This is a genomic window from Serratia sp. AXJ-M, from assembly GCF_046531865.1.
GTDB lineage: Bacteria > Pseudomonadota > Gammaproteobacteria > Enterobacterales > Enterobacteriaceae > Serratia > Serratia liquefaciens.
In genome coordinates, this window is the sequence record NZ_CP059394.1 from 1308554 (window position 1) to 1332991 (window position 24438).

A 24438-nucleotide genomic window follows, 5' to 3' on the forward strand; every position below is an offset into this window, starting at 1 on the left:
GGATAGGGAGCTAAACCATGTGGTATTTTGCCTGGATTCTCGGAACGCTTCTTGCCTGTGCCTTCGGTATCATCACGGCGCTGGCGCTTGAGCACCACGAAGATTCAAAAGCACAGCAAGACGGTAAGTGATGAGTTCGTCATTAACTGACAAGCTGTACGCCATGACTGACAAGGGCCCTGTCCGGGCCCTTTCACTGGTGCTGGCGTTGATTTTGGCGGGCTGTATTTTTTGGGATCCGACCCGCTTTGCGGCGAAGACCAGCTCGCTGGAGATTTGGGAAGGGCTGCTGCTGATTTGGGCAGTTTGCGCCGGGGTGGTTCACGGCGTTGGCTTCAAACCGCAGCGGACGTTATGGCGCGCTTTTTTCGCGCCACTTCCGGCAATTGTGATCCTCGCCGCAGGATTACTTTACGTTTCTTTATAATCTCCGTTATAACCCCGAGTTATGGGCCCTTCCGGCCCATAATTATTTTCGTTCCCCTCTTGTAACCCATTCCCAACCCGATCTGTCTTGCGTATAGTAGCACCGTTAAATTGCATTGCTGGGAAGTAGAGTGAGTAATACGTTGTTTCGATGGCCGGTTCGCGTTTACTACGAGGATACCGATGCCAGTGGTGTGGTCTATCACGCCCGCTATGTCGCCTTTTTTGAAAGAGCGCGCACCGAGATGCTGCGTCATCACAACTTTCATCAACAGCAGCTGCTCAGTGAACATGTCGCTTTCGTGGTTCGGCGCATGACGGTGGATTACCTGGCTCCGGCTCGTCTCGACGAACAGCTGGAAGTGCAGAGTGAAATCACCTCAATGCGCGGGGCCTCTCTCACGTTTGCCCAACGCATTGTCAATTCTGACGGGACTCTCTTGAGTCAGGCCGATGTGTTGATTGCATGCATTGATCCACACCAAATGAAGCCGATAGCGCTTCCTAAGTCTATTGTCGCGGAGTTTAAGCAGTGACTGACATGAACATCCTAGATTTATTCTTGAAGGCGAGCCTGCTGGTTAAGCTTATCATGTTGATTTTGATATGCTTCTCAGTGGCCTCTTGGGCGATCATCATCCAGCGCACCCGCATCCTGAATGCGGCCACGCGTGACGCCGAAGCCTTTGAAGACAAATTCTGGTCCGGTATCGAGCTTTCTCGCCTGTACCAGGAAAGCCAGGCGCGTCGCGATAGCCTGACCGGCTCAGAGCAAATTTTCCACTCTGGCTTCAAAGAGTTCGCTCGTTTACACCGCGCTAACAACCATGCGCCGGAATCGGTGATCGAAGGGGCGTCACGCGCCATGCGCATCTCGATGAACCGCGAGCTGGAAACGCTGGAAAACCACATTCCTTTCCTCGGCACCGTGGGTTCGATCAGTCCGTATATCGGTCTGTTCGGCACCGTGTGGGGGATTATGCACGCCTTTATCGCACTGGGCGCGGTGAAGCAGGCCACGCTGCAAATGGTAGCACCGGGTATCGCCGAAGCACTGATCGCAACCGCCATCGGTTTGTTCGCCGCTATTCCGGCCGTTATGGCCTATAACCGCCTCAACCAGCGCGTCAACAAGCTTGAGCAGAATTACGACAACTTTATGGAAGAGTTCACCGCTATTCTGCATCGTCAGGCCTTCTCCAGCGACAGCAAATAAGTAGGAGGTAGCATGGCGAGAGTTCGTGGACGTAATCGGCGCGAGCTGAAGTCCGAAATAAACATCGTTCCGTTGCTCGACGTGTTGCTGGTGCTGTTGCTGATCTTTATGGCAACGGCGCCGATTATCACGCAGAGCGTTGAGGTTGATCTGCCGGACGCCACCGATTCCAAGACGGTGTCCAGCGATGATAACCCGCCGGTGATCCTTGAGGTTTCAGGCGTGGGTCAATACACCCTGGTGGTGGATCACAACCGCATGGAGCTGCTGCCGCCGGAACAGGTTGCCGCCGAAGCCAAGTCGCGTTTAGCGGCTAACCCGAAAACGGTCTTTTTGATCGGTGGGGCGAAGGAAGTACCGTACGATGAGATTATCAAGGCATTGAATATTCTCCATCAGGCGGGCGTGGCTTCCGTGGGGCTAATGACCCAGCCAATCTGACCCTAAGGTCAGTGGCAACCCGGTTCCTGTGCCGTTGGCTCAGGAACCCCGTATAAGCAACACCAGTTTTTGGGAATCTATTTTGGTAAAGGCAACTGAGCAAAACGATAAGCTGAACCGCGCCGTTATTGTTTCGGTCGTTCTGCACTTTGTATTGATTGCCCTGCTGATTTGGGGATCGCTGCAAGAAAACGTCGACATGAACAGTGCCGGCGGCGGTGGCGATGGTTCTGTCGTCGGTGCAGTGATGGTCGATCCCGCGGCAGTGGTGGAGCAGTACAACCGCCAGCAACAGCAGAGTAACGACGCGCAGCGTGCTGAAAAGCAGCGCCAGAAAAAAGCGGAACAACAAGCCGAAGAACTTCAGCAGAAGCAAGCGGCGGAGCAACAGCGCCTGAAAGAGCTGGAGAAAGAGCGTTTGTCTGCGCAGGAAAAAGCGGCGCAGGACGCGAAAGAACAGGCTGAACAGCAGAAGCAGGCCGCAGAGCAGCAAAAACAGGCGGCGGAGCAACAAAAGCAGGCTGCTGAACAGCAAAAAGCGGCCGAGAACGCCGCGGCGAAAGCCAAAGAACAACAGAAAGTAGCGGAAGCGGCCGCCGCCAAGGCCAAGGCCGAGGCAGATAAAGTCGCTAAAGCACAGGCCGACGCGCAGAAGAAAGCGGAGTCTGAAGCCAAGAAAGAAGCGGCTGCTGCCGCTGCCGCCAAGAAACAGGCGGAAGAAGCGAAGAAAGCCGCTGCTGCCGAAGCTGCAGAGAAAAAGGCCGCTGCCGAAGCCGAGAAGAAAGCTGCAGCAGAAGCCGAGAAAAAAGCCGCAGCTGATGCCGAGAAGAAAGCGGCTGCAGAAGCTGAGAAAAAAGCCGCCGCTGCCGAAAAAGCCGCCGCTGAGAAAGCTGCTGCCAAGAAGGCCGCAGACGCCAAGAAGAAAGCGGCTGCCGCAGCGGCAGCTCAGTCTTCGGACGTCAATGATCTGTTTGGCGACCTGGCGGACGGTAAAAACGCGCCGAAAGGCGGCGGGGCTAAAGCGAAGGGTGACGGTAAACCGGCCGGTCAGGGCAATGCCAAGGCTGCAGGGGCGAGTGGTGCCGATATTGATGGCTATGCTGGGCAGATTCGCACAGCAATTCAGAATAAGTTTTATGATGCCAGTTCGTTTGCCGGTAAGACCTGTGACCTACGCATCAAGCTGGGGCCTGATGGCTTTTTGATTGACGTGAAATCGGTAGGTGGCGATCCTGCCCTGTGCCAGGCGGCTGTAGCTGCTGCGAATCAGGCGAAGATCCCGAAACCACCGAGCGATGCCGTTTATCAGCACTTTAAGAATTCGACCCTTGTATTTAAGCCACAATAACGGTTGATTAGCTAAGTCATATCGCAGGGATGTACTAAGGTAACCAACAGGGATTATGTAGTTTTGTTTGCGTTGGTTTGTTAAAATTCTGCTAATTTATCGCAGGCATCCCGCCTGGATAAGGGAGATGAGATGAAGCAGGCATTTCGAGTAGCGTTAGGTTTTTTAATACTGTGGGCCTCCGTTCTTCACGCGGAAGTTCGCATTGAAATCACCCAAGGGGTCGACTCCGCTCGCCCGATTGGTGTGGTGCCGTTTAAATGGGCTGGCCCAGGCACGCCTCCGGAAGATATTGGCAAGATTGTCGGCGCAGACCTGCGCAACAGCGGCAAATTCAACCCAATTGACGTAGCGCGCATGCCGCAGCAACCGACCACCGCGTCTGAAGTGACGCCGGCGGCCTGGACTGCATTGGGCATTGACGCAGTCGTGGTCGGCCAGGTTCAACCTGGTGCGGACGGCGGCTACCTGATCTCTTATCAACTGGTGGACACTTCAGGTTCTCCTGGCACCGTATTGGCGCAGAACCAGTATAAAGTGACCAAGCAGTGGTTGCGTTATTCTGCTCACACCGCCAGTGACGAAGTGTTTGAAAAGCTGACCGGTATCAAGGGCGCATTCCGTACCCGTATCGCTTACGTTGTGCAGACCAACGGCGGGAAATTCCCGTACGAGCTGCGCGTAGCGGATTACGACGGCTACAACCAGTTTGTGGTACACCGTTCACCGGAACCACTGATGTCCCCGGCCTGGTCGCCGGACGGCAGCAAACTGGCGTACGTGACCTTTGAAAGCGGCCGCTCTGCGCTGGTGGTTCAGACCCTGGCTAACGGTGCTATCCGTCAGATCGCCTCGTTCCCGCGCCACAACGGTGCACCGGCGTTCTCACCGGACGGCAGTCGTCTGGCCTTCGCGCTGTCTAAAAGCGGCAGCCTGAACCTGTACGTGATGAATCTGGGCTCTGGCCAGATTACTCAAATCACCGACGGGCGCAGCAACAATACCGAACCGACCTGGTTCCCGGATGGCCAGTCTCTGGCGTATACCTCCGATCAGGGTGGCCGGCCACAGATTTATAAAGTCAGTGCCAGTGGCGGTGCGTCACAGCGTCTGACATGGGAAGGCTCTCAGAATCAGGATTCTGAAGTCAGCTCTGATGGTAAATTCCTGGTGATGGTGAGCTCAAACAATGGTGCTCAGCATATCGCCAAACAAGATCTCGGATCGGGTGCAGTTCAAGTTTTGACCGGCACCTTCCTGGACGAAACGCCTAGTATTGCGCCAAACGGCACCATGGTGATCTATAGCTCCACGCAAGGTATGGGCTCCGTGTTGCAACTGGTATCGACTGATGGGCGTTTTAAAGCGCGTCTTCCGGCAACTGATGGACAGGTCAAATTCCCTGCCTGGTCGCCGTATCTGTGATGCATGTGTAAATATGTATGGCAAACTATAAAAGGATTAAAGAAATGCAACTGAACAAAGTGCTGAAAGGGCTTCTGCTGGCACTGCCAGTCCTGGCTGTAGCAGCTTGTAGTTCTAACAAAAGCGCAAACAACGACCAATCTGGTCTGGGCGCTGGCGCTGGCACTGGTACAGAAAACGGCAGCAGCAACCTGTCTTCTGAAGAACAAGCTCGTCTGCAGATGCAAGAACTGCAGAAGAACAACATTGTTTACTTCGGTCTGGACAAGTATGACGTGAGCTCTGAGTTCGCTCAGATGCTGGACGCGCACGCTGCATTCCTGCGTAACAACCCGTCTTACAAAGTGACCGTAGAAGGCCACGCGGATGAGCGCGGTACGCCGGAATACAACATTGCCCTGGGTGAGCGTCGTGCTAACTCCGTGAAAATGTACCTGCAAGGTAAAGGCGTTTCAGCTGACCAAATCTCTATCGTTTCTTACGGTAAAGAAAAACCAGCAGTACTGGGCCACGACGAAGCGGCTTATGCTAAAAACCGTCGTGCAGTTCTGGTTTACTAAGAGAATCGCATGAACAGTAACTTCAGACGTCACTTGTTGAGTCTGTCGTTACTGGTTGGCGTAGCGGTCCCATGGGCCGCTACTGCCCAAGCGCCAATCAGTAATGTCGGCTCCGGCTCGGTCGAAGACCGTGTCACCTCGCTTGAGCGCATCAGCAATGCTCAAGGCCAGCTTTTAAACCAACTCCAGCAACAACTCTCTGACAATCAGCGCGATATTGACTCGCTCCGCGGGCAAATCCAGGAAAGCCAATATCAACTGAATCAGGTCGTTGAACGCCAAAAGCAAATCTATCAGCAGATGGATAGCATCAGCCAGGGCGGCGCTCAGAGCTCCGCCGCCGCAGCGGGTGCCGCGGGTGGAGCAGCAGCGGCTGCGTCCTCCGAAGGCGCTGACAGTGCGTCTGCGGGCGCTACAGCAGCAGCGCCGGCCAGCAAGGGTGATGAAAACAGCGACTACAATGCCGCTGTTTCATTAGCGCTGGAAAAAAAACAGTATGACCAGGCAATTTCTGCTTTTCAGACCTTCGTAAAACAGTACCCAAAGTCTACTTACCAGCCTAATGCCAACTATTGGCTGGGCCAGTTGTATTACAACAAGGGTAAGAAAGACGATGCGGCTTACTATTATGCGGTCGTGGTGAAGAATTACTCAAAGTCACCTAAGGCGCCGGACGCCATGTACAAGGTAGGTATCATCATGCAGGAGAAAGGGCAGGCCGATAAAGCCAAAGCCGTGTTCCAGCAGGTGATTAAACAATACCCAACCAGTGCGGCGGCCAAACAGGCGAAAAGTCGCGTAGCCGGTTAGTCAGAAAAAATAATGAGCCCAGAAGTTAGTCGATTTGACCGCTTTCTGGGCTCATTCGCGTGAAGAACAAGCAGTTGAACCCCTTGTTCAAAAATTTAGGTTGCGCTGCCAAGATAAATTAGTAATATATGCCGCCGTTGCCAAGACATCTTGCAAGATGTTAAAGCAGCAAGGAAATTGGGTCGTTAGCTCAGTTGGTAGAGCAGTTGACTTTTAATCAATTGGTCGCAGGTTCGAATCCTGCACGACCCACCAATTTCTGAAGTAGTAGCAGTAACCACGTCAGTGGGTGATTAGCTCAGTTGGTAGAGCATCTCCTTTACACGGAGGGGGTCGGCGGTTCGAGCCCGTCATCACCCACCACTGCTGTGGGTCGTTAGCTCAGTTGGTAGAGCAGTTGACTTTTAATCAATTGGTCGCAGGTTCGAATCCTGCACGACCCACCATTTCAGAATTGTTTTTCCTCAATCCAGGCTTCGGTTTGTATTGGCTGTTCGGCAGTAAACCACGTCAGTGGGTCGTTAGCTCAGTTGGTAGAGCAGTTGACTTTTAATCAATTGGTCGCAGGTTCGAATCCTGCACGACCCACCATTATTGCAGCGAGTTCCTCTCCTGCTTACGCGGTTCAGCAGTAAACCACATCAGTGGGTCGTTAGCTCAGTTGGTAGAGCAGTTGACTTTTAATCAATTGGTCGCAGGTTCGAATCCTGCACGACCCACCATTCTTAAAGAAATACCCCCCCTTATTAAAAACTCTGAATTGGCATATAGCACGAATCGTGTCGGTGAGAAGCTGCGTTCAGATTCGAGGAAATCTCCGGTACGTTCCACCTTCCGCCATTTTTGTTGGCATGCGCACTCCATTCTCTCTATCACGAAAGCACTTTCCCCCTGCAGATCTCTCTCTTTGATCAAAAATTCAATCCATTAAACTTCATTGGCGTGATATTGAAAATATCAGCGGACTTTTCGCTCAATTTTAGGTATTTTGTTTAGTATATAAAACGAAGGGGGTTGCGATGGGTAATACCCGGGCAGCAGACACCCAGCCTAGCACAGAGATTGCAGCGATGAGTGAAATGTTTGATGTTAATGCGGCGGTGTACCCGTTCCCGCCCAAACCCGTGCCGTTAGACGTCGCGCAGAAGGCGTTTTATCGTGAGAAGATTAAAACCCTGCTCAAGCAGCGCAATGCGGTGATGGTGGCCCATTATTATACCGATCCTGAGATCCAGGCGCTGGCGGAGGAAACCGGCGGCTGTGTGGCGGACTCGCTGGAAATGGCGCGCTTTGGCAGCAATCACCCAGCTTCGACCTTACTGGTCGCCGGCGTGCGCTTTATGGGCGAAACCGCCAAAATCCTCAGCCCGGAAAAACAGGTGCTGATGCCGACGCTGCACGCAGAGTGCTCGCTGGATCTTGGCTGTCCGGAAGAAGAATTCCATGCATTTTGCGACAGCCACCCCGATCGCACCGTGGTGGTCTACGCTAATACCTCGGCGGCGGTAAAAGCTCGCGCGGACTGGGTGGTTACCTCCAGTATCGCCGTTGAACTGATTGAGCACCTCGACAGCCTTGGCGAGAAAATCATCTGGGCCCCGGATCGTCACCTGGGCAACTACGTGCAAAAGCAGACGGGCGCCGACGTATTGTGTTGGCAGGGGGCCTGTATCGTCCATGACGAGTTTAAAACCCAGGCCCTGATGCGCATGAAGGCCTTATACCCTGACGCGGCGATACTGGTGCACCCTGAGTCGCCACAGGCGGTGGTTGACCTGGCCGATGCGGTAGGCTCAACCAGCCAATTGATACAGGCGGCGAAAACTTTGCCTAATCCGCAGCTGATTGTCGCCACCGATCGCGGTATTTTTTATAAGATGCAACAGGCCTGCCCGGACAAGGAGCTTTTTGAAGCGCCGACCGCCGGTGAAGGCGCCACCTGTCGCAGCTGTGCGCACTGCCCATGGATGGCGATGAACGGCCTGAAGGCGATTGCCGACGGGCTGGAGCAGGGCGGTGCACTGCATGAGATCCACGTGGATGCGGCGTTACGTCAAAAGGCGCTAATCCCGCTGAACCGGATGTTGGATTTTGCTGCCCAATTAAAAATGCAGGTAAAAGGGAACGCTTAACCGTTTAATAAGGATAATAAAATGAGCTTTTTCAGTACCAGCAATATCTTGGTGCATATCCCGCTGGGCGCAGGGGGTTATGATCTGTCATGGATTGAGGCGATCGGCACCCTGTTCGGTTTGTTGTGTATCTGGTATGCCAGCAAAGAGAAAATCATCAATTACCTGTTCGGCCTGATTAACGTCACGCTGTTCGCGGTGATTTTCTTCCAAATCCAGCTTTACGCCAGTCTGCTGCTGCAGCTGTTCTTCTTTGTTGCCAATATCTACGGCTGGTACGCCTGGAGTCGTCAGACGCAGGATAATCAGGCCGAGCTGAAGATTCGTTGGTTACCGCTGCCGAAGGCATTGGGCTGGGCGGCGGTATGTGTGATCGGCATTGCACTGATGACCTTTAATATCGACCGCGTTTTCGCCTGGTTGACTCAGGTTGCGGTGACGGTAATGCAGGGCTTGGGCCTCAGCGTGCAAATGCCTGAGCTGCAACCGGACGCCTTCCCGTTCTGGGATTCGGCGATGATGGTGCTGTCGATCGTCGCGATGATTCTGATGACGCGCAAGTACGTGGAAAACTGGTTGCTGTGGGTGGTGATTGACGTGATTAGCGTGGCGATTTTTGCCTATCAGGGCGTTTACGCCATGGCGCTGGAATACGTGATCCTGACGCTGATTGCGCTGAACGGTTCCTGGCTGTGGATCAAAAGCGCCGGCAACAACCAATCGCGGCCTTTGTCTTCCGCACCTTAAAATATCGCCGGGGCGCCCTATAAGGCGCCCCGTTTGTTTTAATGATGATGCCCCAGATGGGAATGCGAGCCGGAATGTGAGTGGTCACTCGGCTCGGGAGCCCGATTAATTCCGCAGTCGGGCGTATCACAATGCTGGTATTCCATTTGAATGGTCACGTGGCCAATCCGGTAGTGTTCCAACAGATAGCCCTGAATGCGGCGCAGCAAGCCATCATGGTCATTCGGCGGTATCACCTGTGCATGCAACGTCATCAGCTTCTGTTCACCAATCTGCCAGACGTGGACGTGGTGGATATTGCGTACTTCCGGAATATTCAGGCACAGGTCTTTTTGCAGTTTGGCGATATCCACTTCCTGTGGCGTACCTTCCAGCAGCTCGTGGAAGCTCTCCTTCAGCAGCCGCCAGGCACTGCGTATCACCAGGCAGGATACCAGTACCGACAATATCGGGTCGATCGGCGTCCAGCCGGTGGTCAGGATCACAATCGCCGCGGCAATGGCACCCACCGACCCCAGTAAATCCCCCAATACGTGCAATGCCGCGGCCCGCACGTTGATGTTCTTCTCTTCGCTGCCGCGGTGCAACAGCCAGAAGGCGAACAGGTTAGCCAGCAACCCCGCTATGGCGATAATCAGCATTGGGGTACCCATCACCGGCTGTGGTTCGAAGAAACGCCGTATCGCCTCCCACAGTATGAATACCACGATCACCAACAGCGCGGCGGCGTTGAGGAAAGCCGCAAGCGTCGTCAAGCGCAGATAACCGAAGGTATGGCGTGCATTGGGCTTACGCTGCGAGAAGTGCACCGCCATCAATGCCACCAGCAGCGCCGCCGCATCGGTGAGCATATGGCCGGCATCGGCCAGCAGCGCCAGGGACCCTGAAATTAACCCACCGATCACTTCGGCGATCATGAATACCGCAGTGACTAAAAAAGCGGTCAGTAGGCGTTTACTATTACTGTCTTTCGGTAGGTGTACGTGCGGGCTATCCGACATTATTCATCCTTATGATGCATAGCAATATACGACTCGTTAGCGCTGACCAGATCATCCAGTTCTATCAGTATCTGTTCCACTAACGTACTTAGTTCAGTATAGGCGTCCTGAAGCAATGTTCCTTCACGACCGCTTTCCACCAATTGTTGGCACAGGCTGGCCGCTGCCGGCAGTTGCAACATCAACAGGCTACCCTTAATGCGATGCGCGGCTTGCCCAAGCTGTAGCCAGTCCTCGCTTTGTGCCGCTAGCGCGAGCCGCTGTCGGTCTTGCTGTAGGGTTGTCAGCAGCGTTGTCGCCAAACGTTGGATCATCGGTCGGTCATTACCGGCCATATCGGCCAGGGACTGCTGAAGGTCAGTAAGGACTAACTGCTGCTCCAGCGCCTGGGGTTGCTGTGGCAACGCTTGGGCGAGTGCGTCCAGCGAGATGGGCTTGGTTAAAAAGCGATCTATAGCCACCAACTCCGGCGGGATACGGGTAAATTCCTGCACGTCCGCCGAGCAGAGGATAATTTGGCAAGCCGGGCGTCGATGGCGCTGCTCGTCGCGGCGTATCAGCCTCGCCAGCGTCAGGCCATCCGGGCGCGGCATATTGTAATCAATGAACAGCAGATCAAACCGCTGCCGACGATGGGCTTTCAGCAGCGGATAACCCTGCTCGAACAGCGTCGGCTGCAGACCGAAGTGGCGCAACTGTCGTTCCATCAGCAGGAGATTGGTGGGGTGATCGTCAATCAGCGCCACGCGCAAACTCGGCGGCGGCAGGTTGAGCGGCTTATCGGTTTGCTGTGTCGCCGAGTCAAGAGCAACCTCGGTGACCGGTACCGACAGGGAAACCTCAGTGCCGACGCCGAGACGCGAGTGCAACTCAATCCGTCCGCCCATTTGTTCGATAATTTCCTTGCAAATAGACAGCCCTAATCCGGTTCCCTGCACGGATACACGCTGTGCACCACGCGCGCGGTAAAACGGCTGGAACAGTTTGCCAATCTCATCGGCGGCGATGCCACACCCGCTGTCGGTCACCGTCAGCGACAGTTCTCCCTGCTGTGTAGACTGCTCACGCCAGCCGATGCTGACCTGAATACTGCCGCGCAGTGTAAACTTAATCGCATTATTTATCAGATTGTTAGCGACCTGAAGTAAACGCTCACCATCAATAAGAACGGCTGCGGGCAGGTTGTCGGCCGCACTCACTTTTAGCGTCACCGGGCGTTCGCCAATCAGCGGCCGGTACAGGGCGCTAATGTGGGCCACCCAAGGGTGCAGGGCTACGGCCTTGGGCGCTAAGGTTAACGAGCCGGTGGCTAGCCGGGCATGATCTTGCAAGTCATTGAGCAGGTTGAGCAACGATGATGCCGAGCTGTAGATCACCGGCAGCCCCTCGGGCGTTGGCTGACGTTTCAGCTCCAGCTCCAACAGACCAAGAATGGCGTGCATCGGAGTGCGCAATTCATGGCTGACGGTAGCCAGAAATTTACTCTTCATTCGGTTTTCGGCTTCCGCATGCCGACGAGCCTGTTCAAGCACTTCCCGTTCGCGCTTATCCCGTCTCTGCAGGATAAACCGGCGCAGGGTCAGCCCCAACAGCAACAGGATCGCCGCAGCCAGCAGCGCCAGCAGCCAGGTGGTTTGCGGCTGCATACGGTTTTCATTCACGGCGTCAATCAGGTTGCTACGATCGACAATCCACTCATCGCGCAGTGATTGCAGCGTTTCCGACGGGATCTGCATCAGGTTTTTATCGAGGATAGCCAACAGTAATGGCTGATCCTGCCGCACGCCGAACGCTACCGGGTAGGCAATATTATTGGCGGCGAACGCCAACTTTATCGCCCCGGAGTAACGAGACAAAGCGACAAAGTTTGCCGAAATCACGTTATCCACCAGCGCATCCAACTGGCCGTTAGCCAGAGCGTCATACATGGCCTTACTGTCGGCAAAACGGATCTGTTCTTCGTTGGCAGGCACCAGGCCTTGTGCCAGATCGCCCTGCAGTACGCCAATGCGTTTACCGGCCAGATCGCTCCAGGTGGAAATCCCGTTGTCGTGTTGGCCAACATACACCCCCCACAGCGAACGGTGGATGGGCATACTTGCGCTGTAGCGCGCTTTAACCCCACGCGCCAATGGCAACGCGGTGCGAAAGCTGGCCTGGCCGGATTGCACCAATTGATCGGCCTGTTCGGCATTGCGCGCCCACAGCGGAACAAAGCGCAATCCGGTGTTTTGCGCAATGATATTCAAAATGTCGATGGCATAACCGCGCGCTTGCCCACCGGAACCGCGGTAAGCGAAGGGGAAGTTATTCTCGATGGCGGCGTAATAGACGGTGGGGTGAGTCTTCACCCAGCTTTTCTCCATCTGCGTCAGATCGGCGTTGCCGGTATCGAGATAGCTGGGGATCTTTTTACTCCAGCGGCTTTGGATGGCATTCATCAACTCCATCGGGGTGTCGGCGATGGCTACGTTGAGGGTCTCGATCAGCGCCGGGTTGGCGGCGGCAAATACGAACGACAGGTTGCCGAGGTTGAGGGTACTTTCGATCTGATAAAGCTGGCCGAGCTGCAGCTGGTCGATAATAAAGCTGGCGCTGGCTTCATCGGCAATAAAGTAGTCGCTGCTGCCATTGAGCAGGGCATACACCGCCTGAAGGTTGTTGTCATAGCGTTGTACGTGGGACGACACCGTCTTTAGCGCATTGCCGGCCTGCATATCGGTCAGGGTGCTGATCGCCACCCGGGCATTGGCGGAGTTGAGCATCACTTTGCGATCGTTGCTGCGATCCCGCAGTACGCGCAGGTTACTGACGTAATAAGGCTGAGAAATTTTCAGGCCGTGTAGCGCTTCGTTTTGTGGAATGCCGTACACCAGATCGACAGTCCCGTCATGCAGCGCTTGCTCAAGTTTCGCCAGATCGGAGAAGCCGTAGATCTGAAAGTGGATGCCGGTGACCTGCTGAACATAGCCCAGGTAGTCGGCATTCAGACCGTACAGGTCGTCATCCACAATAATGTTATAGGGGCTGGTATTTTCACTGATGATACCGATGCGCAGCGTCGCGTCGCGCCAGGGGTTTTTCTCGCTGGCAATCAGCAGGTCGGGCGGGATATTCAGGTTGCTGACCAATTGATAACGTACCGGCTGCGCCGCGTGCGCCAGACTACCGACGCACAGCAACACCGTTACCAGCAGCAAAAGCGCACGCATCATGGCGCCAGCTCTTTAAACACCGCCACCAGCTCCAACAGATTACTGGCGCCGGTCTTACGCAGAATATTCTTCTTGTGGGTACTGACGGTTTTGTTGCTGATGTTCAGCATCTCGGCGATTTGCAGATTGGACAAGCCTTTGCTGAGCAGCCCGAGCACCTGCAGTTCTTTTGGCGTCAGCAGTGTGCCTTCTGCCGGTAGCGCCTCCTCGGTCATGGCGGTGGCGGGAAAGCTCAAGCTTCCATCCAGTACGGTTTCAATCGCCAGCACCAGCTCTTCGAGACGGCTGCCCTTGTGCACAAATCCGTTGGCGCCGGCCGAATAGGCCATACGGGCGTAGATATCTTCTTCCTGTGCGGTATAGATCAGGATTGGTTGCTGCGGATAGTGGCGGCGGATTTTTTTCAATAATTGCAAACCGTCCACCTGCGGCAGACCGATATCGAGGATCACCAGCGCAAAGTCGGCCGTGGCCAATTGGGCCATTGCCTGAACGTCGTCTTGCACCGCCTGCAGGTGATAGAGGCGGGATGACTTGATTAGCGCCGCTTCCAGTGCGACATGAACCACCGGGTGGTCATCAACTAATAACAAAGAGGGCATGGCTTGGCTCGAGTAACAGTATCCTGGCCGTTAGCATAACGAAAAAGGAGCCACTGCGCTCCCCTGATGAAACAGCACAATCCACTGTTAATTTAGAGGTTCATTCGGCAGGTGGCAAAGGTGATTTACAGCGTTATCCGCACAGGCTAAATTGGTTGGATCTATGCTCTGCGAAATACCGCCTCTCGATACCGAATGGAAAAGTTATGAATTACCAAAACGACGATTTACGCATTAAAGAAATTAAGGAACTCCTGCCACCGGTGGCCCTGTTAGAGAAGTTTCCGGCTACTGAACGTGCAGCAGAGACGGTGTCAAAGGCACGCAGTGCCATTCATCAGATCCTTCGCGGCAGTGACGATCGCCTGCTGGTGGTGATTGGCCCTTGTTCAATCCACGATACCAAAGCGGCGAAAGAGTATGCCGGTCGCCTGCTGTCGCTGCGTCAGGAACTGAGCGGCGAGCTGGAAGTGGTGATGCGGGTTTATTTTGAAAAGCCGCGTACCACCGTGGGCTGGAAAGGGTTGATCAACGATCCGCAAATGGATAACAGCTTCCAGATCAACGACGGTCTGCGTCTGGCCCGTAAGCTGCTGCTGGATATTAACGATACCGGTTTGCCGGCGGCGGGTGAATTCCTCGACATGATCACCCCGCAGTATCTGGCAGATCTGATGAGCTGGGGCGCGATCGGCGCTCGTACCACTGAATCTCAGGTGCATCGCGAGCTCTCTTCCGGCCTGTCTTGCCCGGTTGGCTTCAAGAACGGTACCGACGGCACCATCAAGGTTGCTATTGACGCCATCAATGCTGCCAGCGCACCGCACTGTTTCCTGTCGGTGACCAAATGGGGCCATTCAGCCATTGTGAACACCAGCGGTAACGGCGATTGCCACATTATTCTGCGCGGCGGCAAAGAGCCGAACTACAGCGCGGCGCATGTGAAAGAAGTCAAAGAAGGCCTGGTCAAAGCGGGTCTGCCGGCGCAGGTGATGATCGATTTCAGCCATGCCAACAGCAGCAAGCAATTCAAAAAGCAGCTGGAAGTGAATGCTGACGTTTGCAAGCAGATTGCCGGCGGCGAAAAGGCGATTATGGGCGTGATGATTGAAAGCCATCTGGTGGAGGGCAACCAAAACCTGGAAAGCGGCGATCCGCTGGTTTATGGCAAGAGCGTCACCGATGCCTGCATCGGTTGGGAAGACACCGAAACCGTGCTGCGCGAGTTGGCAACAGCGGTGAAAGCGCGCCGCGGCTGATAAACCTGCCTGGTTCCAATAAAAAAGCCCCCGGCCAAAACCGGGGGCTTTTTAGATCATGCGGCGAAAATTACTTCGCTTTACCCTGGTTTGCCACGGCGGCCGCTTTAGCAGCGATCTCGTCGGCATTACCCAGGTAGTAACGTTTGATTGGCTTGAAGTTCTCGTCAAATTCATACACCAACGGCACGCCGGTTGGGATGTTCAGCTCGAGGATCTCGTCTTCGCTCAGGTTATCCAGGTATTTCACCAGCGCACGCAGGGAGTTGCCGTGTGCAGCAACGATAACGCGCTCGCCGCTTTTGATGCGTGGCAGAATTTCTTCGTCCCAGTAAGGGATCACGCGATCGATGGTCAGCGCCAGACTCTCGGTCAGCGGCAGCTCTTTCTCGGTCAGCGCGGAATAACGCGGATCGTGGCCCGGGTAACGTTCGTCATCTTTGGTCAGCTCTGGTGGAGTAACGGCGAAGCCGCGACGCCATTGCTTAACCTGCTCGTCACCGTATTTTTCTGCGGTTTCAGCCTTGTTCAGACCCTGCAGCGCGCCGTAGTGGCGTTCGTTCAGTTTCCAGGATTTCTCAGTCGGCAGCCAGGCCTGATCCAGTTCGTCCAGAATGTTCCACAGGGTGTGGATAGCGCGCTTCAGTACGGAGGTGTAAGCAAAGTCAAAAGAGAAACCTTCGTCTTTCAACAGTTTGCCTGCTGCTTTCGCTTCGGTGCGGCCTTTGTCGGACAAATCAACATCATACCAACCGGTGAAGCGGTTTTCGTTGTTCCACTGGCTTTCGCCGTGACGCACCAGAACCAGCTTAGTTACAGCCATAGCTTAACTCCTTAATAATCTGACATTTCAATGATAACGAAAATCATTATATTGCCGCGGCCGGGGGCTCGGCAATCGATAGTGTTTAACCATAGCCAATTTCTTGCCGCAAAGTAAGTGCTGTTCTGAGGAAAAGCTGAATCGATCAGGCTGGTGCAGACAGGGAGTGCGGCACGGCGAAGGGAGATTCGGCCGTGCCGTGGGGAAGGGCAATCAGGCTGCTTTTTTCAGGCAATTGCTCATAAAGGTTTTACGCTCGTCACCCTTCAGGCTTTTGGTCTTGGCGTCGGCGTTACAGGTTTTCATTTTCTGCTGCTGCGGAGTCAGCGTTTTGGTCGCAGCGGTGCCTTCGGATTTCAGGCAGGTGCTCATGAAGGTAGAGCGATCCGCGCCTTTCAGCGTTTTGCTGGTGGCCTGTTGATTACAATCGGTCATGCGTTTCTGCTGCGCGGCCTGTGCCGGTGATGGCGTTTTTGCTGCGGTCTCGGCAGCCATCAGATTGGTGCTCAGCAGTAAACCCGCCAGTAATGGAAGTGCAGTAATCAGACGCATAGGTGTTCCTTCAGCTATTGGCCGGCCGGGGTGGCCGAAAATTGTGACGTTGCACAAGGTGTTGTGCTTATCACCGTAGCCTGATTCTAGTGCGCGCTTTGGAATAAGGAAAGGCAGCCCTCGGCGCGGCAGCGGGGTAAAAAGGTAAGCATTTATAACAAACGGCCCCTCGCCGCGTGGCAAGGGGCGTAGCGGGTCAGATAGGATAAAACTGATAATGGGTGGCGCTCAGGTATTGTTGCCCCGGCTGCAGCCAACAGTCGGGCTGCGGCCATTCCGGGTGGTTCGGGCTGTCCGGCAAAAACTCGCTTTCCAGCGCCACGCCGGCGTAATTGGCATAGCTGCCGCCTTCGCGTGCCGGCGTTCCGCCCAGATAGTTGCCGCTGTAGAGCTGCAACGCCGGCGCACTGGTGAAGACGCTCATTTGTACCTGGCCATCAGCCGACCAAAGATGGGCCGCCGGGCAGTCCAATGCGCCACAGGTACGATGCAGCAAAAAGGCATGATCGTAGCCTTTTACCCGCTGTTGACAGCGATCGCTCAAAAAATCCTGCAGCAGCGTTTTTGGCTGGCGGAAGTCCATGCCGCTGTCTGCCACCGGGGTTAGATCGGCACAGGGGATCCCTTCGCTGTCGACCGGCAGATAGCGGTCGGCAAACAGCTGTAGCCGCTGATGGCGGGCGTCGGTTCCGGCCCCGTCGAGGTTGAAGTAGGCGTGGTTGGTTAAATTGACCGGGCAGGCGCTGTCGGTCCGCGCCTGATAGCTGATTTCCAGTCTATTGTCGGCAGTGAGTCGATAGTTGACCTGAACGTCGAGATTGCCGGGAAAACCCTGGTCACCGTCTGGCGAATGCAAGGCGTAGCTCACCTGCTGCTGATCCTGTTGGGTAATGCGCCAGCGGCGGGCATTAAAGCCTTCCGGCCCACCGTGCAGCTGGTGTTCTCCCTGATTGGCGACCAGCGGATGCGGTTTGCCATCAATCTGCAGGCTGGCGTGCGCGATGCGGTTGGCGTAGCGCCCGACGGTAGCGCCCAGGTAGGCCGCTTGATTCAGGTAGTCCGCTGGGGTACGACACCCCAGCAGCAACTCGCGCGTTTTGCCCGATTTCAGCGGCAATACTGCGGAGAGCCAGGTGGCGCCCCAATCCATCAGCGTTACCGTCATTCCGCCAGCGTTTTTCAACTGGGTCAATTGGTAGGGCTGGCCGTCAGGGGCCAACGTTTGACTGTCGCTCAGCATCTGCCGGCCCCCTCTGACGCCTTACAGACGTAAAAGGTTTCTTTCAGCCCATGGGTCTGCAGCGGGTATTCGCGTGCTACTGCCTCGCGGACCGGCTCGACCAGCGCCTGTGGCATTAGCGCCACGATACAGCCGCCAAAACCGCCGCCGGTCATGCGCACGCCGCCGCGGTCGCCGATAACGGCTTTGACGATCTCCACCAGCCGGTCGATCGGCGGCACGGTAATTTCAAAATCATCGCGCATCGAGGCGTGCGACTCCGCCATCAGTTTGCCCATCAGCTTCATATCACCAGCGGCCAGCGCATCGGCAGCAGCCAGTGTACGATCGTTTTCGCTGATCACATGACGCGCTCGTTTGGCGACGATCGGATCCAGCTCATGCTGGATCGGGAAAAACAGATCCGGGCTGACATCGCGCAGCGCTTTGACACCGAAGAAGCGCGCGGCTTCCTCACACTGCTTGCGGCGGGTGTTGTATTCGCTGTCTACCAGACCGCGTTTCACATTGGAATTGATGATCACCACCGCGATATCTTCCGGCACCGATACTGCGCGGGTTTCCAGCGTTCGGCAGTCGATCAGCAAAGCATGATCCCGTTCGCCGAGCGCAGAAATCAGTTGATCCATAATCCCGCAGTTACAGCCGACAAACTGGTTCTCTGCTTCTTGCCCATTGAGGGCCAGCGCTACGCCATCCAGCGGCAGAGCATACAGTGCCTGCATGGCCTGACCAACGGCGACTTCCAAAGAGGCGGAAGAACTGAGGCCGGCACCTTGCGGCACATTACCGGAAATCACCAGGTCCGCACCGCCAAAATCGCTGTTGAGCTGCTGCAGGTGTTTGATCACGCCGCGTACGTAATCGGACCAGCGTTGGGTTGGATGGCTGACGATCGGTTCGTCGAGCGAAAACAGATCCTGCTCGGCGTCGTAATCGGCGGCGATCACCCGGATCTGACGGTCGTCGCGTTTGGCGCAGGCGATCACCGTCTGGTAATCGATGGCGCACGGCAGCACAAAACCGTCGTTATAGTCGGTATGCTCACCGATCAAGTTCACCCGGCCCGGGGCCTGGATAGTCAGTGCGGGCGCGTAGCCAAAACGTTCGGTAAAAAGGGTGTGGGTAAGGTTCTTTAAACTCATTGTTGGGCTCCGGCTTCACGGTAATGAACATCGCTAACGGCACGCAGACGTTCTGCGGCCTGTTCTGCAGTCAAATCGCGCTGGGTTTCTGCCAGCATCTCGTAACCCACCATAAATTTACGCACCGTGGCAGAACGCAGCAGCGGCGGATAGAAGTGGGCGTGTAGTTGCCAATGGCGGTTATCTGCGTCGTTAAACGGGGCGCCGTGCCAGCCCATGGAGTAGGGGAAGGAGCACTGGAACAGGTTGTCGTAACGGCTGGTCAGTTTTTTCAGCGCCACGGCCAGGTCACGGCTCTGTTCGGCGCTGAGATCGGTAATGCGCTGCACGGAACTCTTCGGCAACAGCAGCGTTTCAAACGGCCAGGCCGCCCAGTAGGGCACCACGGCCAGCCAGTGTTCGGTTTCCACCACCGTACGGCTGCCGTCAGCCTGTTCGCGCTGGACGTAATCCGTCAACATCGCGGAGTGGTGCCGTTGGAAATACTCGCGTTGCAGCCGGTCCTCATGCTCGACTTCGTTCGGCAAGAAGCTGTTGGCCCAAACCTGTCCATGCGGATGCGGATTAGAGCAGCCCATCGCGGCGCCTTTGTTTTCAAAAACCTGCACCCACGGATAGCTGCGTCCCAGATCGGCGGTGTGTTCCTGCCAGGTGGCAATCACTCGTTCCAGCGCTTGCAGCGGCAATTCCGGCAGGGTCTTGCTGTGATCGGGCGAGAAACAAATCACCCGGCTGGTGCCACGGGCGCTCTGGCAGCGCATCAGCGGATCCTGACTTTCCGGTGCCAGCGGGGTATCCGTCATCAGCGCGGCAAAGTCGTTGGTGAATACGTAGGTGTCCTGATAGTTCGGGTTTTTATCGCCGGTAACACGGGTGTTGCCCGGGCAGAGGAAACAGTCGGGATCGTGCTGCGGCAACGTTTCCTGCTGTGTGGACTCCTGCTGGCCTTGCCACGGCCGTTTGGCACGGTGTGGCGAGACCAATACCCATTGGCCGGTCAGCGGGTTGTAGCGGCGATGGGGATGATCTACGGGGTTAAAATCCGTCATGGTGGTTCCTTTTTCTCGGGCGATGCGGCGCGGTGTAATCGCTTTCATCTTCCGCTAACCTACCCTTGACTCATACAAATGGATAACTATGAGCAAAAAGATAGCACGTCCCACGGGGGAAAAAGGTGATCCAGAGCGAAAAATGGAATCGTTTACACTGCGTGATGCAAGTGAGAAAACCGCTGGCAGTGTAGGAGGGGGAAAGCTGAAAAAGTTGGCATCAGGCTGGAAGTGATAGCGTTTTCACACTGGTAACCGGCAGGCGTTCACCTGCCGGTTATGGCGATCAGGAATGCTGGTACAGCGGGTAAGTGAACAGCAGCAGATGGGTCAGATTAAGTCCGAAGTGGAATAAAATCGGCACCCACAAGCGGCCACTCCACATCCATGCCAGGCCGTAAATCAACCCGGCAAGCGTGGCGAAAATGACCATCAGCATGCCACCGGCCAGATGCGCGGCGCCAAAAATCAGCGCGGCAATAATCAATGCCGGCCAAGCCCCCAACCATTGGCTCAGCCGTTGCTGCAGATAACCGCGGAACAGCGCTTCTTCAGCCATGCAGACAAAGAACAGGTTGGCCATGATAAACGGCAGGATCCAGGCTGGGGTATGCAGCTCAATCTTCAGGCCGCCAAGCGCCACCGCCAGCAACAGCAAGGCCGGAACGCTGATAATCAGCGCCGTCCAGGCCGATGTACCTACGCTTTTTTCAGGTTTATCGCGTTTAAACAACGTTGGTAGACAGGCGAACAACAGGAAGGGCACTATCGCCTTGTCAAAGTTGTAATACATGGTGAAGGGTGCGCTTAACGGGCCTGCTTTATCGCCGTCGATCATCAATTGGTTATTGATCCCCGGCACCAGGTGCAGGAATAGCGCCACACAGCTTAAAACCACTAACACTTCAAGTGGGACAGCCAGATTACGCCGTGTCCGAAAATGGTGTCGCAGCCCTGCGAGGGCGGCAATGCCTAATAAGCAAGTCAGGCTGAGCGGGGTGAGTACCGCGTGGTACATGCCCATCCCCGCCGATGCGGCCAGAATCAACCAGGCAATAAGCCGGTTAAATGGCAAAAAGAATAACGAAGAAGCCAGTACGCCCCACATAACTATGTCCCTTTAAAATATGCACACGGTACCCATTACCGAAGGCAATCATTGCTTTATCGGTGTGCGAATGATCGGTGAGTTGGGCACTATGCCGGATAGTAGCACAGCGAAATGACGATAAAGGTCGGTGCAGTGGGTGAAATAGTGCTGTTAACCCTTCATCCAGGCTTGCGAACGGGTGATTTCCGCCAGGTTCTGCAGGATATCCAGACTCTGCTGGTGGATTTCCTGCGTCGGTGCGGCGCATAAGTCCTGCAAGACGGTCACCTGAAAACCGGCGTCGTGCGCCTGTCTAGCTGTGCTTTCGATCGCCAGTGGGGTACTGACCCCGCCTAGCAGCAAATGATGGCAGCGGTGCTGCTGCAGCCAGGCTAACAAATTGTTACCGGCAAAGGCGCTAACGCCGTGCTTTTCGAACTGAATATCCGTTGGCAGCACCTGCAAATCCTTATCCCATTGGCAGCCGGGGCTGCTCAGACGCAGTGCGCCAATCTGTTTCAGGTGGCTGAACAGCGGAGAGTGAGCGGGAATGTCGTGATAATCGTCGGCAAAACCGACGCGCACCCAAATCACAGGAATTTTACGTACCCGGGCGTAAGCCGCGGCGGCGTTGGTGTTGGCAATCAGGTTTAGTGCCAACACCTGCTCACGGCAATGATTCGCACGCCCTTTGGGGCCAATCAGATCGTCGATAAGATCGATAATAATCAGTGCGGCGGACATGGTGTCTCCAGAAGCGGATCCTTTACTCCTTATGATAAAAGGCCAAATGTGATGTGTTGCAGAGGAAGTGTTGCCGGATATGTCATCGGATGAGTAGCGGGGCTACCCATCCGCGCGGATTATCGAGGATTTCAGATCAGCGTATCCAACTGATAACGGTAGCCGTCTCCATCAGGGACAAAGCTCAGGCGGTGGGTAATACTTTGCGGCGCGTCTTCCGCATGGTGGGAGACAAACAGCAGTTGGGTCGATCCCTGGCCGATCAACACGTCGACAAAGCGACGGACCAACTGGCGATTGAGCGGATCCAGCCCCTGCAGCGGTTCGTCGAGGATCAACAGCGCCGGGTGTTTGACCAGTGCGCGGGCGATCAGCGCTAACCGTTGCTGGCCCCAGGAAAGGCTGTGGAAGGGGGCCTCGCCGTTTGCACCGCCCAGCCCCAGCAACGCCAGCCATTGGTCAGCCAATTGCCGTTGGCGATCGGATACCGCCTGGTAAATGCCGATCGAATCGAAAAAACCGGACAGGATCACGTTGCGCACGCTGGCGCTGACGCGGTAATCCAGATGCAGACTGCTGCTGACGTAGCCGATATGGCGTTTGATATCCCAGATGGTTTCCCCGCTGCCGCGCCGGCGGCCGAACAGGGTAAGATCGTTACTGTACCCCTGAGGGTGATCGCCGGTGATCAGGCTGAGCAGCGTCGATTTACCGGCACCGTTCGGGCCGACGATCTGCCAGTGTTCGCCGGGATTAACCTGCCAGTCGAGGTGATTGAGAATAGGTCGATCGTTGTAGCTGACCCTCCCGTCGCGCAGGATAATTAACGGTTGATCCGCCGGCAGCGTGGTTTTCTGCGCCGGATCTTCGGTTTCCGGCAGCGCCAGGCCATCCAGATTCTCGCTGTGCGCCAGTTGCGCTACCAGCGCTTCCGCCATCACCTGCCGGCGCGTCCCCTGGCTTGCCAGGGTGCAATCGGCCAGCACGCCCACGTTACGGATAAAGTCCGGCACTTCGTCAAAGCGATTGAGCACCAGCACCAGGGTATAGCCATGCCCGGAGAGATCATTCAACAGCGTAGCCAACTGAGCGCGTGAATTCACGTCCAGCCCGTCGAAGGGTTCATCCAGGATCAGTAAATCGGGTTGTGGCATTAGCGCCCGGCACAGCAGGGTTTTGCGCGTTTCGCCGGTAGAAAGGTATTTAAAGCGACGTGACAACAGCGGGGTAATGCCGAACTGCTCCGCCAGCTGCGCGCAGCGCGTGGGGTCTTTGACCTCTTCCTGAATGATTTCCGCTGCGGTGCGTCCGGTATCTTCCTCGCCTGGGCTGAGCAGGTCGGTATTGTTACGTTGCCATTCGTCGCTGACCAGCTTTTGCAACTGTTCGAAGGAGATGCGTACCGCATGCTTGAAATCGCTGCGGCGCTCGCCGTTGAGCAACACCAGTTCATCGGCCAGCGCGCGTGCCAGGGCGGATTTGCCGCTGCCGTTGGCGCCGACAAAGGCCCAGCTGTCGCCGGCCTGAATCTCCAGCGCTTCCAGCGTCAGGGTACGGGTATCGCTTAAGCGAAATGAACCTTGCGAAATGTGCAACGACGACATCACCTGTTCCTTTTTATGCAATTATTTTGTTTAGAAATAGGCGCATTGCGGAGCGATGTCAATCGGCAAAAATGCAACGTTACGTTACGTTGCGTTTAGCACAACGTGGCGACAATCACCCGATCGGCGTTAAACAAGGCGTGAACCTGGCTGCCGGTGCGCAGTTTAAGCTGCTGTAGCTCTGGGTTGGCCACGGTGGCGCACAGGGTTTCACCGCCCGTCAGCGTGACCAGCACCTCGCTGTGATCGGCACCCGGTTGAATGCTGGCGACCACGCCCGCCAATGCGTTGTCCGCTGCCCCGACCAGAGCCGGATCGGTATTCAGTTTCACCCAGGGGGCTTTAATCAGCGCCAGCACTTCCTTGCCGGGGGAGAGCTGCAGCCGATCGGCGCTCTGTTGGGTGATGGCCGCGCTGAGACGGGTTTTGCCGTCGTTAAGCAGAATATCCAGATGCTGCTGCACCTGCTGGTGATCGCGTTCGATCACGGTGCCAAAGAACTGGTTGCGGGCGCTGGTTTGCAGCGAGAAACGCGAGATTGCCGCTAACAGGCTATCGAGCGGCAACTCGTCCTGTTTCAGCACGTCGAAGGCTTTTTGTTGGATCTGCCCCAGCAGATCGTAAAGCTGGATCAACCGCTCACCATAGCGAGTCACCTGCGCACCGCCACCGCCTTTGCCGCCGGTGGCACGTTCCACCACCGTCTGCTCCGCCAACTGGTTCATTTCGTTAATCGCGTCCCAGGCACTTTTATAACTGATGCCCGCCAGTTTGGCGCCCTGGCTGATGGAGCCGGTGTGCCGGACCTGTTTCAGCAGCGCGATGCGGCGCGGGTCGGCGAACAGCTTCTGCTGAAGTTTTAGGGTAAGAAGAATTTCGGCCTGCATAACGCGTCCTGTCGGCTGCAAAAGCCTTATTGTCGCCGATTTAGCCGCAAAGCGCCAAAGGATGCGTCGGCTACAGTCAGGGCTCGGTAACAATAAAAACTGGCCTTCAATAATTGAGATGT

Annotated in this window: 24 protein-coding genes and 5 tRNA genes; 17 read left to right on the forward strand and 12 right to left on the reverse strand. The window is 55.6% G+C overall.

All coding sequences use genetic code 11. The features are described 5' to 3' along the window. Positions 1-17: 17 nt before the first annotated feature. The 16 genes from cydX (at position 18) to pnuC (ending at position 9105) form a co-directional block, all read left to right on the forward strand. Positions 18-131 (forward strand): cytochrome bd-I oxidase subunit CydX, encoded by a 114-nt coding sequence (cydX, locus tag H0S68_RS06095; RefSeq protein ID WP_004949761.1) that lies wholly within the window; start codon positions 18-20, stop codon positions 129-131. Next, positions 131-427 carry a cyd operon protein YbgE gene (ybgE, locus tag H0S68_RS06100; RefSeq protein WP_020825681.1) on the forward strand — a complete coding sequence of 99 codons (297 nt, stop codon included), beginning with the start codon at positions 131-133 and terminating at the stop codon, positions 425-427. The genes cydX and ybgE overlap by 1 nt, the downstream gene beginning before the upstream one ends. Before the next feature lie 130 nt (positions 428-557). Next, positions 558-962: a tol-pal system-associated acyl-CoA thioesterase gene (gene ybgC / locus H0S68_RS06105; protein ID WP_020825682.1), complete on the forward strand. Its 405-nt coding sequence runs from the start codon at positions 558-560 to the stop codon at positions 960-962. Beyond that, positions 959-1642, forward strand: coding sequence for a Tol-Pal system protein TolQ (gene tolQ, locus H0S68_RS06110; RefSeq protein WP_039992358.1), 684 nt, complete (start codon positions 959-961; stop codon positions 1640-1642). Before ybgC ends, tolQ begins: the two co-directional genes overlap by 4 nt. 12 nt (positions 1643-1654) lie before the next feature. Further along, positions 1655-2083, forward strand: a complete 429-nt coding sequence (gene tolR / locus H0S68_RS06115) for a colicin uptake protein TolR (RefSeq protein WP_020825683.1) — start codon at positions 1655-1657, stop codon at positions 2081-2083. 82 nt (positions 2084-2165) lie between these two features. Next, positions 2166-3431 carry a cell envelope integrity protein TolA gene (gene tolA, locus H0S68_RS06120; RefSeq protein ID WP_410529232.1) on the forward strand — a complete coding sequence of 422 codons (1266 nt, stop codon included), beginning with the start codon at positions 2166-2168 and terminating at the stop codon, positions 3429-3431. 132 nt (positions 3432-3563) lie between these two features. Beyond that, the gene (tolB, locus tag H0S68_RS06125) at positions 3564-4856 is read left to right on the forward strand and encodes a Tol-Pal system beta propeller repeat protein TolB (RefSeq protein WP_020825685.1); all 1293 of its coding nucleotides are present in this window, start codon (positions 3564-3566) and stop codon (positions 4854-4856) included. A 44-nt stretch (positions 4857-4900) separates the two neighbouring features. Continuing rightward, the gene (gene pal, locus H0S68_RS06130; RefSeq protein ID WP_020825686.1) at positions 4901-5416 is read left to right on the forward strand and encodes a peptidoglycan-associated lipoprotein Pal; all 516 of its coding nucleotides are present in this window, start codon (positions 4901-4903) and stop codon (positions 5414-5416) included. A gap of 9 nt (positions 5417-5425) precedes the next feature. Continuing rightward, positions 5426-6226, forward strand: a complete 801-nt coding sequence (cpoB, locus tag H0S68_RS06135) for a cell division protein CpoB (RefSeq protein ID WP_217330920.1) — start codon at positions 5426-5428, stop codon at positions 6224-6226. A gap of 179 nt (positions 6227-6405) precedes the next feature. Next, a tRNA-Lys gene (locus H0S68_RS06140) sits at positions 6406-6481 on the forward strand. Between the two features lie 32 nt (positions 6482-6513). After that, positions 6514-6589: transfer RNA gene (locus H0S68_RS06145), tRNA-Val, on the forward strand. A gap of 7 nt (positions 6590-6596) precedes the next feature. After that, positions 6597-6672 (forward strand) — tRNA-Lys (locus H0S68_RS06150). A 69-nt stretch (positions 6673-6741) separates the two neighbouring features. Continuing rightward, positions 6742-6817, forward strand: a tRNA-Lys gene (locus H0S68_RS06155). 55 nt (positions 6818-6872) lie between these two features. Further along, positions 6873-6948: transfer RNA gene (locus tag H0S68_RS06160), tRNA-Lys, on the forward strand. Between the two features lie 348 nt (positions 6949-7296). Then, complete coding sequence (gene nadA, locus H0S68_RS06165) at positions 7297-8358, forward strand: quinolinate synthase NadA (RefSeq protein WP_041415250.1); 1062 nt, start codon at positions 7297-7299, stop codon at positions 8356-8358. Between the two features lie 21 nt (positions 8359-8379). Continuing rightward, on the forward strand, positions 8380-9105 hold the full coding sequence (pnuC, locus tag H0S68_RS06170) for a nicotinamide riboside transporter PnuC (protein ID WP_020825689.1): 726 nt from the start codon (positions 8380-8382) through the stop codon (positions 9103-9105). A 38-nt stretch (positions 9106-9143) separates the two neighbouring features. Here pnuC and zitB read toward each other — a convergent pair whose 3' ends face one another. From zitB to H0S68_RS06185, 3 genes are read right to left on the reverse strand one after another with little or no spacing between them, the layout of a single operon-like run. Next, positions 9144-10106, reverse strand: a complete 963-nt coding sequence (zitB, locus tag H0S68_RS06175) for a CDF family zinc transporter ZitB (RefSeq protein ID WP_046374259.1) — start codon at positions 10104-10106, stop codon at positions 9144-9146. Then, positions 10106-13321 carry an ATP-binding protein gene (locus tag H0S68_RS06180; RefSeq protein WP_410529233.1) on the reverse strand — a complete coding sequence of 1072 codons (3216 nt, stop codon included), beginning with the start codon at positions 13319-13321 and terminating at the stop codon, positions 10106-10108. Before H0S68_RS06180 ends, zitB begins: the two co-directional genes overlap by 1 nt. Then, the gene (locus tag H0S68_RS06185; RefSeq protein ID WP_142815729.1) at positions 13318-13923 is read right to left on the reverse strand and encodes a response regulator; all 606 of its coding nucleotides are present in this window, start codon (positions 13921-13923) and stop codon (positions 13318-13320) included. Before H0S68_RS06185 ends, H0S68_RS06180 begins: the two co-directional genes overlap by 4 nt. 206 nt (positions 13924-14129) lie before the next feature. Between H0S68_RS06185 and aroG the strand changes: the two genes are divergently transcribed. Further along, on the forward strand, positions 14130-15182 hold the full coding sequence (gene aroG, locus H0S68_RS06190) for a 3-deoxy-7-phosphoheptulonate synthase AroG (protein ID WP_020825692.1): 1053 nt from the start codon (positions 14130-14132) through the stop codon (positions 15180-15182). Between the two features lie 70 nt (positions 15183-15252). Here the strand turns inward: aroG and gpmA are convergent, their stop codons facing one another. From gpmA to modE, 9 genes are all read right to left on the reverse strand, one after another. Beyond that, a complete protein-coding gene (gene gpmA / locus H0S68_RS06195; protein WP_004941818.1) occupies positions 15253-16005 on the reverse strand; it encodes a 2,3-diphosphoglycerate-dependent phosphoglycerate mutase in 753 nt (250 codons plus the stop codon). Positions 16006-16218: 213 nt separating this feature from the next. Further along, positions 16219-16557: a PsiF family protein gene (locus H0S68_RS06200; RefSeq protein WP_020825694.1), complete on the reverse strand. Its 339-nt coding sequence runs from the start codon at positions 16555-16557 to the stop codon at positions 16219-16221. 196 nt (positions 16558-16753) lie between these two features. Beyond that, positions 16754-17797: a galactose-1-epimerase gene (gene galM / locus H0S68_RS06205; RefSeq protein ID WP_217330921.1), complete on the reverse strand. Its 1044-nt coding sequence runs from the start codon at positions 17795-17797 to the stop codon at positions 16754-16756. Next, entirely contained in the window at positions 17791-18942 is a 1152-nt protein-coding gene (gene galK, locus H0S68_RS06210; protein WP_410529234.1) for a galactokinase, read from the reverse strand. Before galK ends, galM begins: the two co-directional genes overlap by 7 nt. Then, on the reverse strand, positions 18939-19991 hold the full coding sequence (gene galT, locus H0S68_RS06215) for a galactose-1-phosphate uridylyltransferase (protein ID WP_410529235.1): 1053 nt from the start codon (positions 19989-19991) through the stop codon (positions 18939-18941). Before galT ends, galK begins: the two co-directional genes overlap by 4 nt. A 286-nt stretch (positions 19992-20277) precedes the next feature. After that, positions 20278-21099, reverse strand: a complete 822-nt coding sequence (locus tag H0S68_RS06220; RefSeq protein WP_020825698.1) for a CPBP family intramembrane glutamic endopeptidase — start codon at positions 21097-21099, stop codon at positions 20278-20280. Between the two features lie 153 nt (positions 21100-21252). Continuing rightward, positions 21253-21825: a cysteine hydrolase family protein gene (locus H0S68_RS06225; RefSeq protein ID WP_410529236.1), complete on the reverse strand. Its 573-nt coding sequence runs from the start codon at positions 21823-21825 to the stop codon at positions 21253-21255. Between the two features lie 131 nt (positions 21826-21956). Then, on the reverse strand, positions 21957-23429 hold the full coding sequence (gene modF, locus H0S68_RS06230) for a molybdate ABC transporter ATP-binding protein ModF (protein WP_174573881.1): 1473 nt from the start codon (positions 23427-23429) through the stop codon (positions 21957-21959). 95 nt (positions 23430-23524) lie between these two features. Continuing rightward, the gene (gene modE, locus H0S68_RS06235; RefSeq protein WP_410529237.1) at positions 23525-24316 is read right to left on the reverse strand and encodes a molybdenum-dependent transcriptional regulator; all 792 of its coding nucleotides are present in this window, start codon (positions 24314-24316) and stop codon (positions 23525-23527) included. Between the last annotated feature and the right edge of the window lie 122 nt (positions 24317-24438).

Excerpts from the sequence above, each read along its gene's own strand:
- cydX (WP_004949761.1), top strand. The coding sequence starts at position 18 with ATGTGGTATTTTGCCTGGATTCTCGGAACGCTTCTTGCCTGTGCCTTC.
- ybgE (WP_020825681.1), top strand. The coding sequence starts at position 131 with ATGAGTTCGTCATTAACTGACAAGCTGTACGCCATGACTGACAAGGGC.
- tolR (WP_020825683.1), top strand. The coding sequence starts at position 1,655 with ATGGCGAGAGTTCGTGGACGTAATCGGCGCGAGCTGAAGTCCGAAATA.
- tolB (WP_020825685.1), top strand. The coding sequence starts at position 3,564 with ATGAAGCAGGCATTTCGAGTAGCGTTAGGTTTTTTAATACTGTGGGCC.
- pal (WP_020825686.1), top strand. The coding sequence starts at position 4,901 with ATGCAACTGAACAAAGTGCTGAAAGGGCTTCTGCTGGCACTGCCAGTC.
- cpoB (WP_217330920.1), top strand. The coding sequence starts at position 5,426 with ATGAACAGTAACTTCAGACGTCACTTGTTGAGTCTGTCGTTACTGGTT.
- nadA (WP_041415250.1), top strand. The coding sequence starts at position 7,297 with ATGAGTGAAATGTTTGATGTTAATGCGGCGGTGTACCCGTTCCCGCCC.
- pnuC (WP_020825689.1), top strand. The coding sequence starts at position 8,380 with ATGAGCTTTTTCAGTACCAGCAATATCTTGGTGCATATCCCGCTGGGC.
- zitB (WP_046374259.1), bottom strand. The coding sequence starts at position 10,106 with ATGTCGGATAGCCCGCACGTACACCTACCGAAAGACAGTAATAGTAAA.
- H0S68_RS06180 (WP_410529233.1), bottom strand. The coding sequence starts at position 13,321 with ATGATGCGTGCGCTTTTGCTGCTGGTAACGGTGTTGCTGTGCGTCGGT.
- H0S68_RS06185 (WP_142815729.1), bottom strand. The coding sequence starts at position 13,923 with ATGCCCTCTTTGTTATTAGTTGATGACCACCCGGTGGTTCATGTCGCA.
- aroG (WP_020825692.1), top strand. The coding sequence starts at position 14,130 with ATGAATTACCAAAACGACGATTTACGCATTAAAGAAATTAAGGAACTC.
- gpmA (WP_004941818.1), bottom strand. The coding sequence starts at position 16,005 with ATGGCTGTAACTAAGCTGGTTCTGGTGCGTCACGGCGAAAGCCAGTGG.
- H0S68_RS06200 (WP_020825694.1), bottom strand. The coding sequence starts at position 16,557 with ATGCGTCTGATTACTGCACTTCCATTACTGGCGGGTTTACTGCTGAGC.
- galM (WP_217330921.1), bottom strand. The coding sequence starts at position 17,797 with ATGCTGAGCGACAGTCAAACGTTGGCCCCTGACGGCCAGCCCTACCAA.
- galK (WP_410529234.1), bottom strand. The coding sequence starts at position 18,942 with ATGAGTTTAAAGAACCTTACCCACACCCTTTTTACCGAACGTTTTGGC.
- galT (WP_410529235.1), bottom strand. The coding sequence starts at position 19,991 with ATGACGGATTTTAACCCCGTAGATCATCCCCATCGCCGCTACAACCCG.
- H0S68_RS06220 (WP_020825698.1), bottom strand. The coding sequence starts at position 21,099 with ATGTGGGGCGTACTGGCTTCTTCGTTATTCTTTTTGCCATTTAACCGG.
- H0S68_RS06225 (WP_410529236.1), bottom strand. The coding sequence starts at position 21,825 with ATGTCCGCCGCACTGATTATTATCGATCTTATCGACGATCTGATTGGC.
- modF (WP_174573881.1), bottom strand. The coding sequence starts at position 23,429 with ATGTCGTCGTTGCACATTTCGCAAGGTTCATTTCGCTTAAGCGATACC.
- modE (WP_410529237.1), bottom strand. The coding sequence starts at position 24,316 with ATGCAGGCCGAAATTCTTCTTACCCTAAAACTTCAGCAGAAGCTGTTC.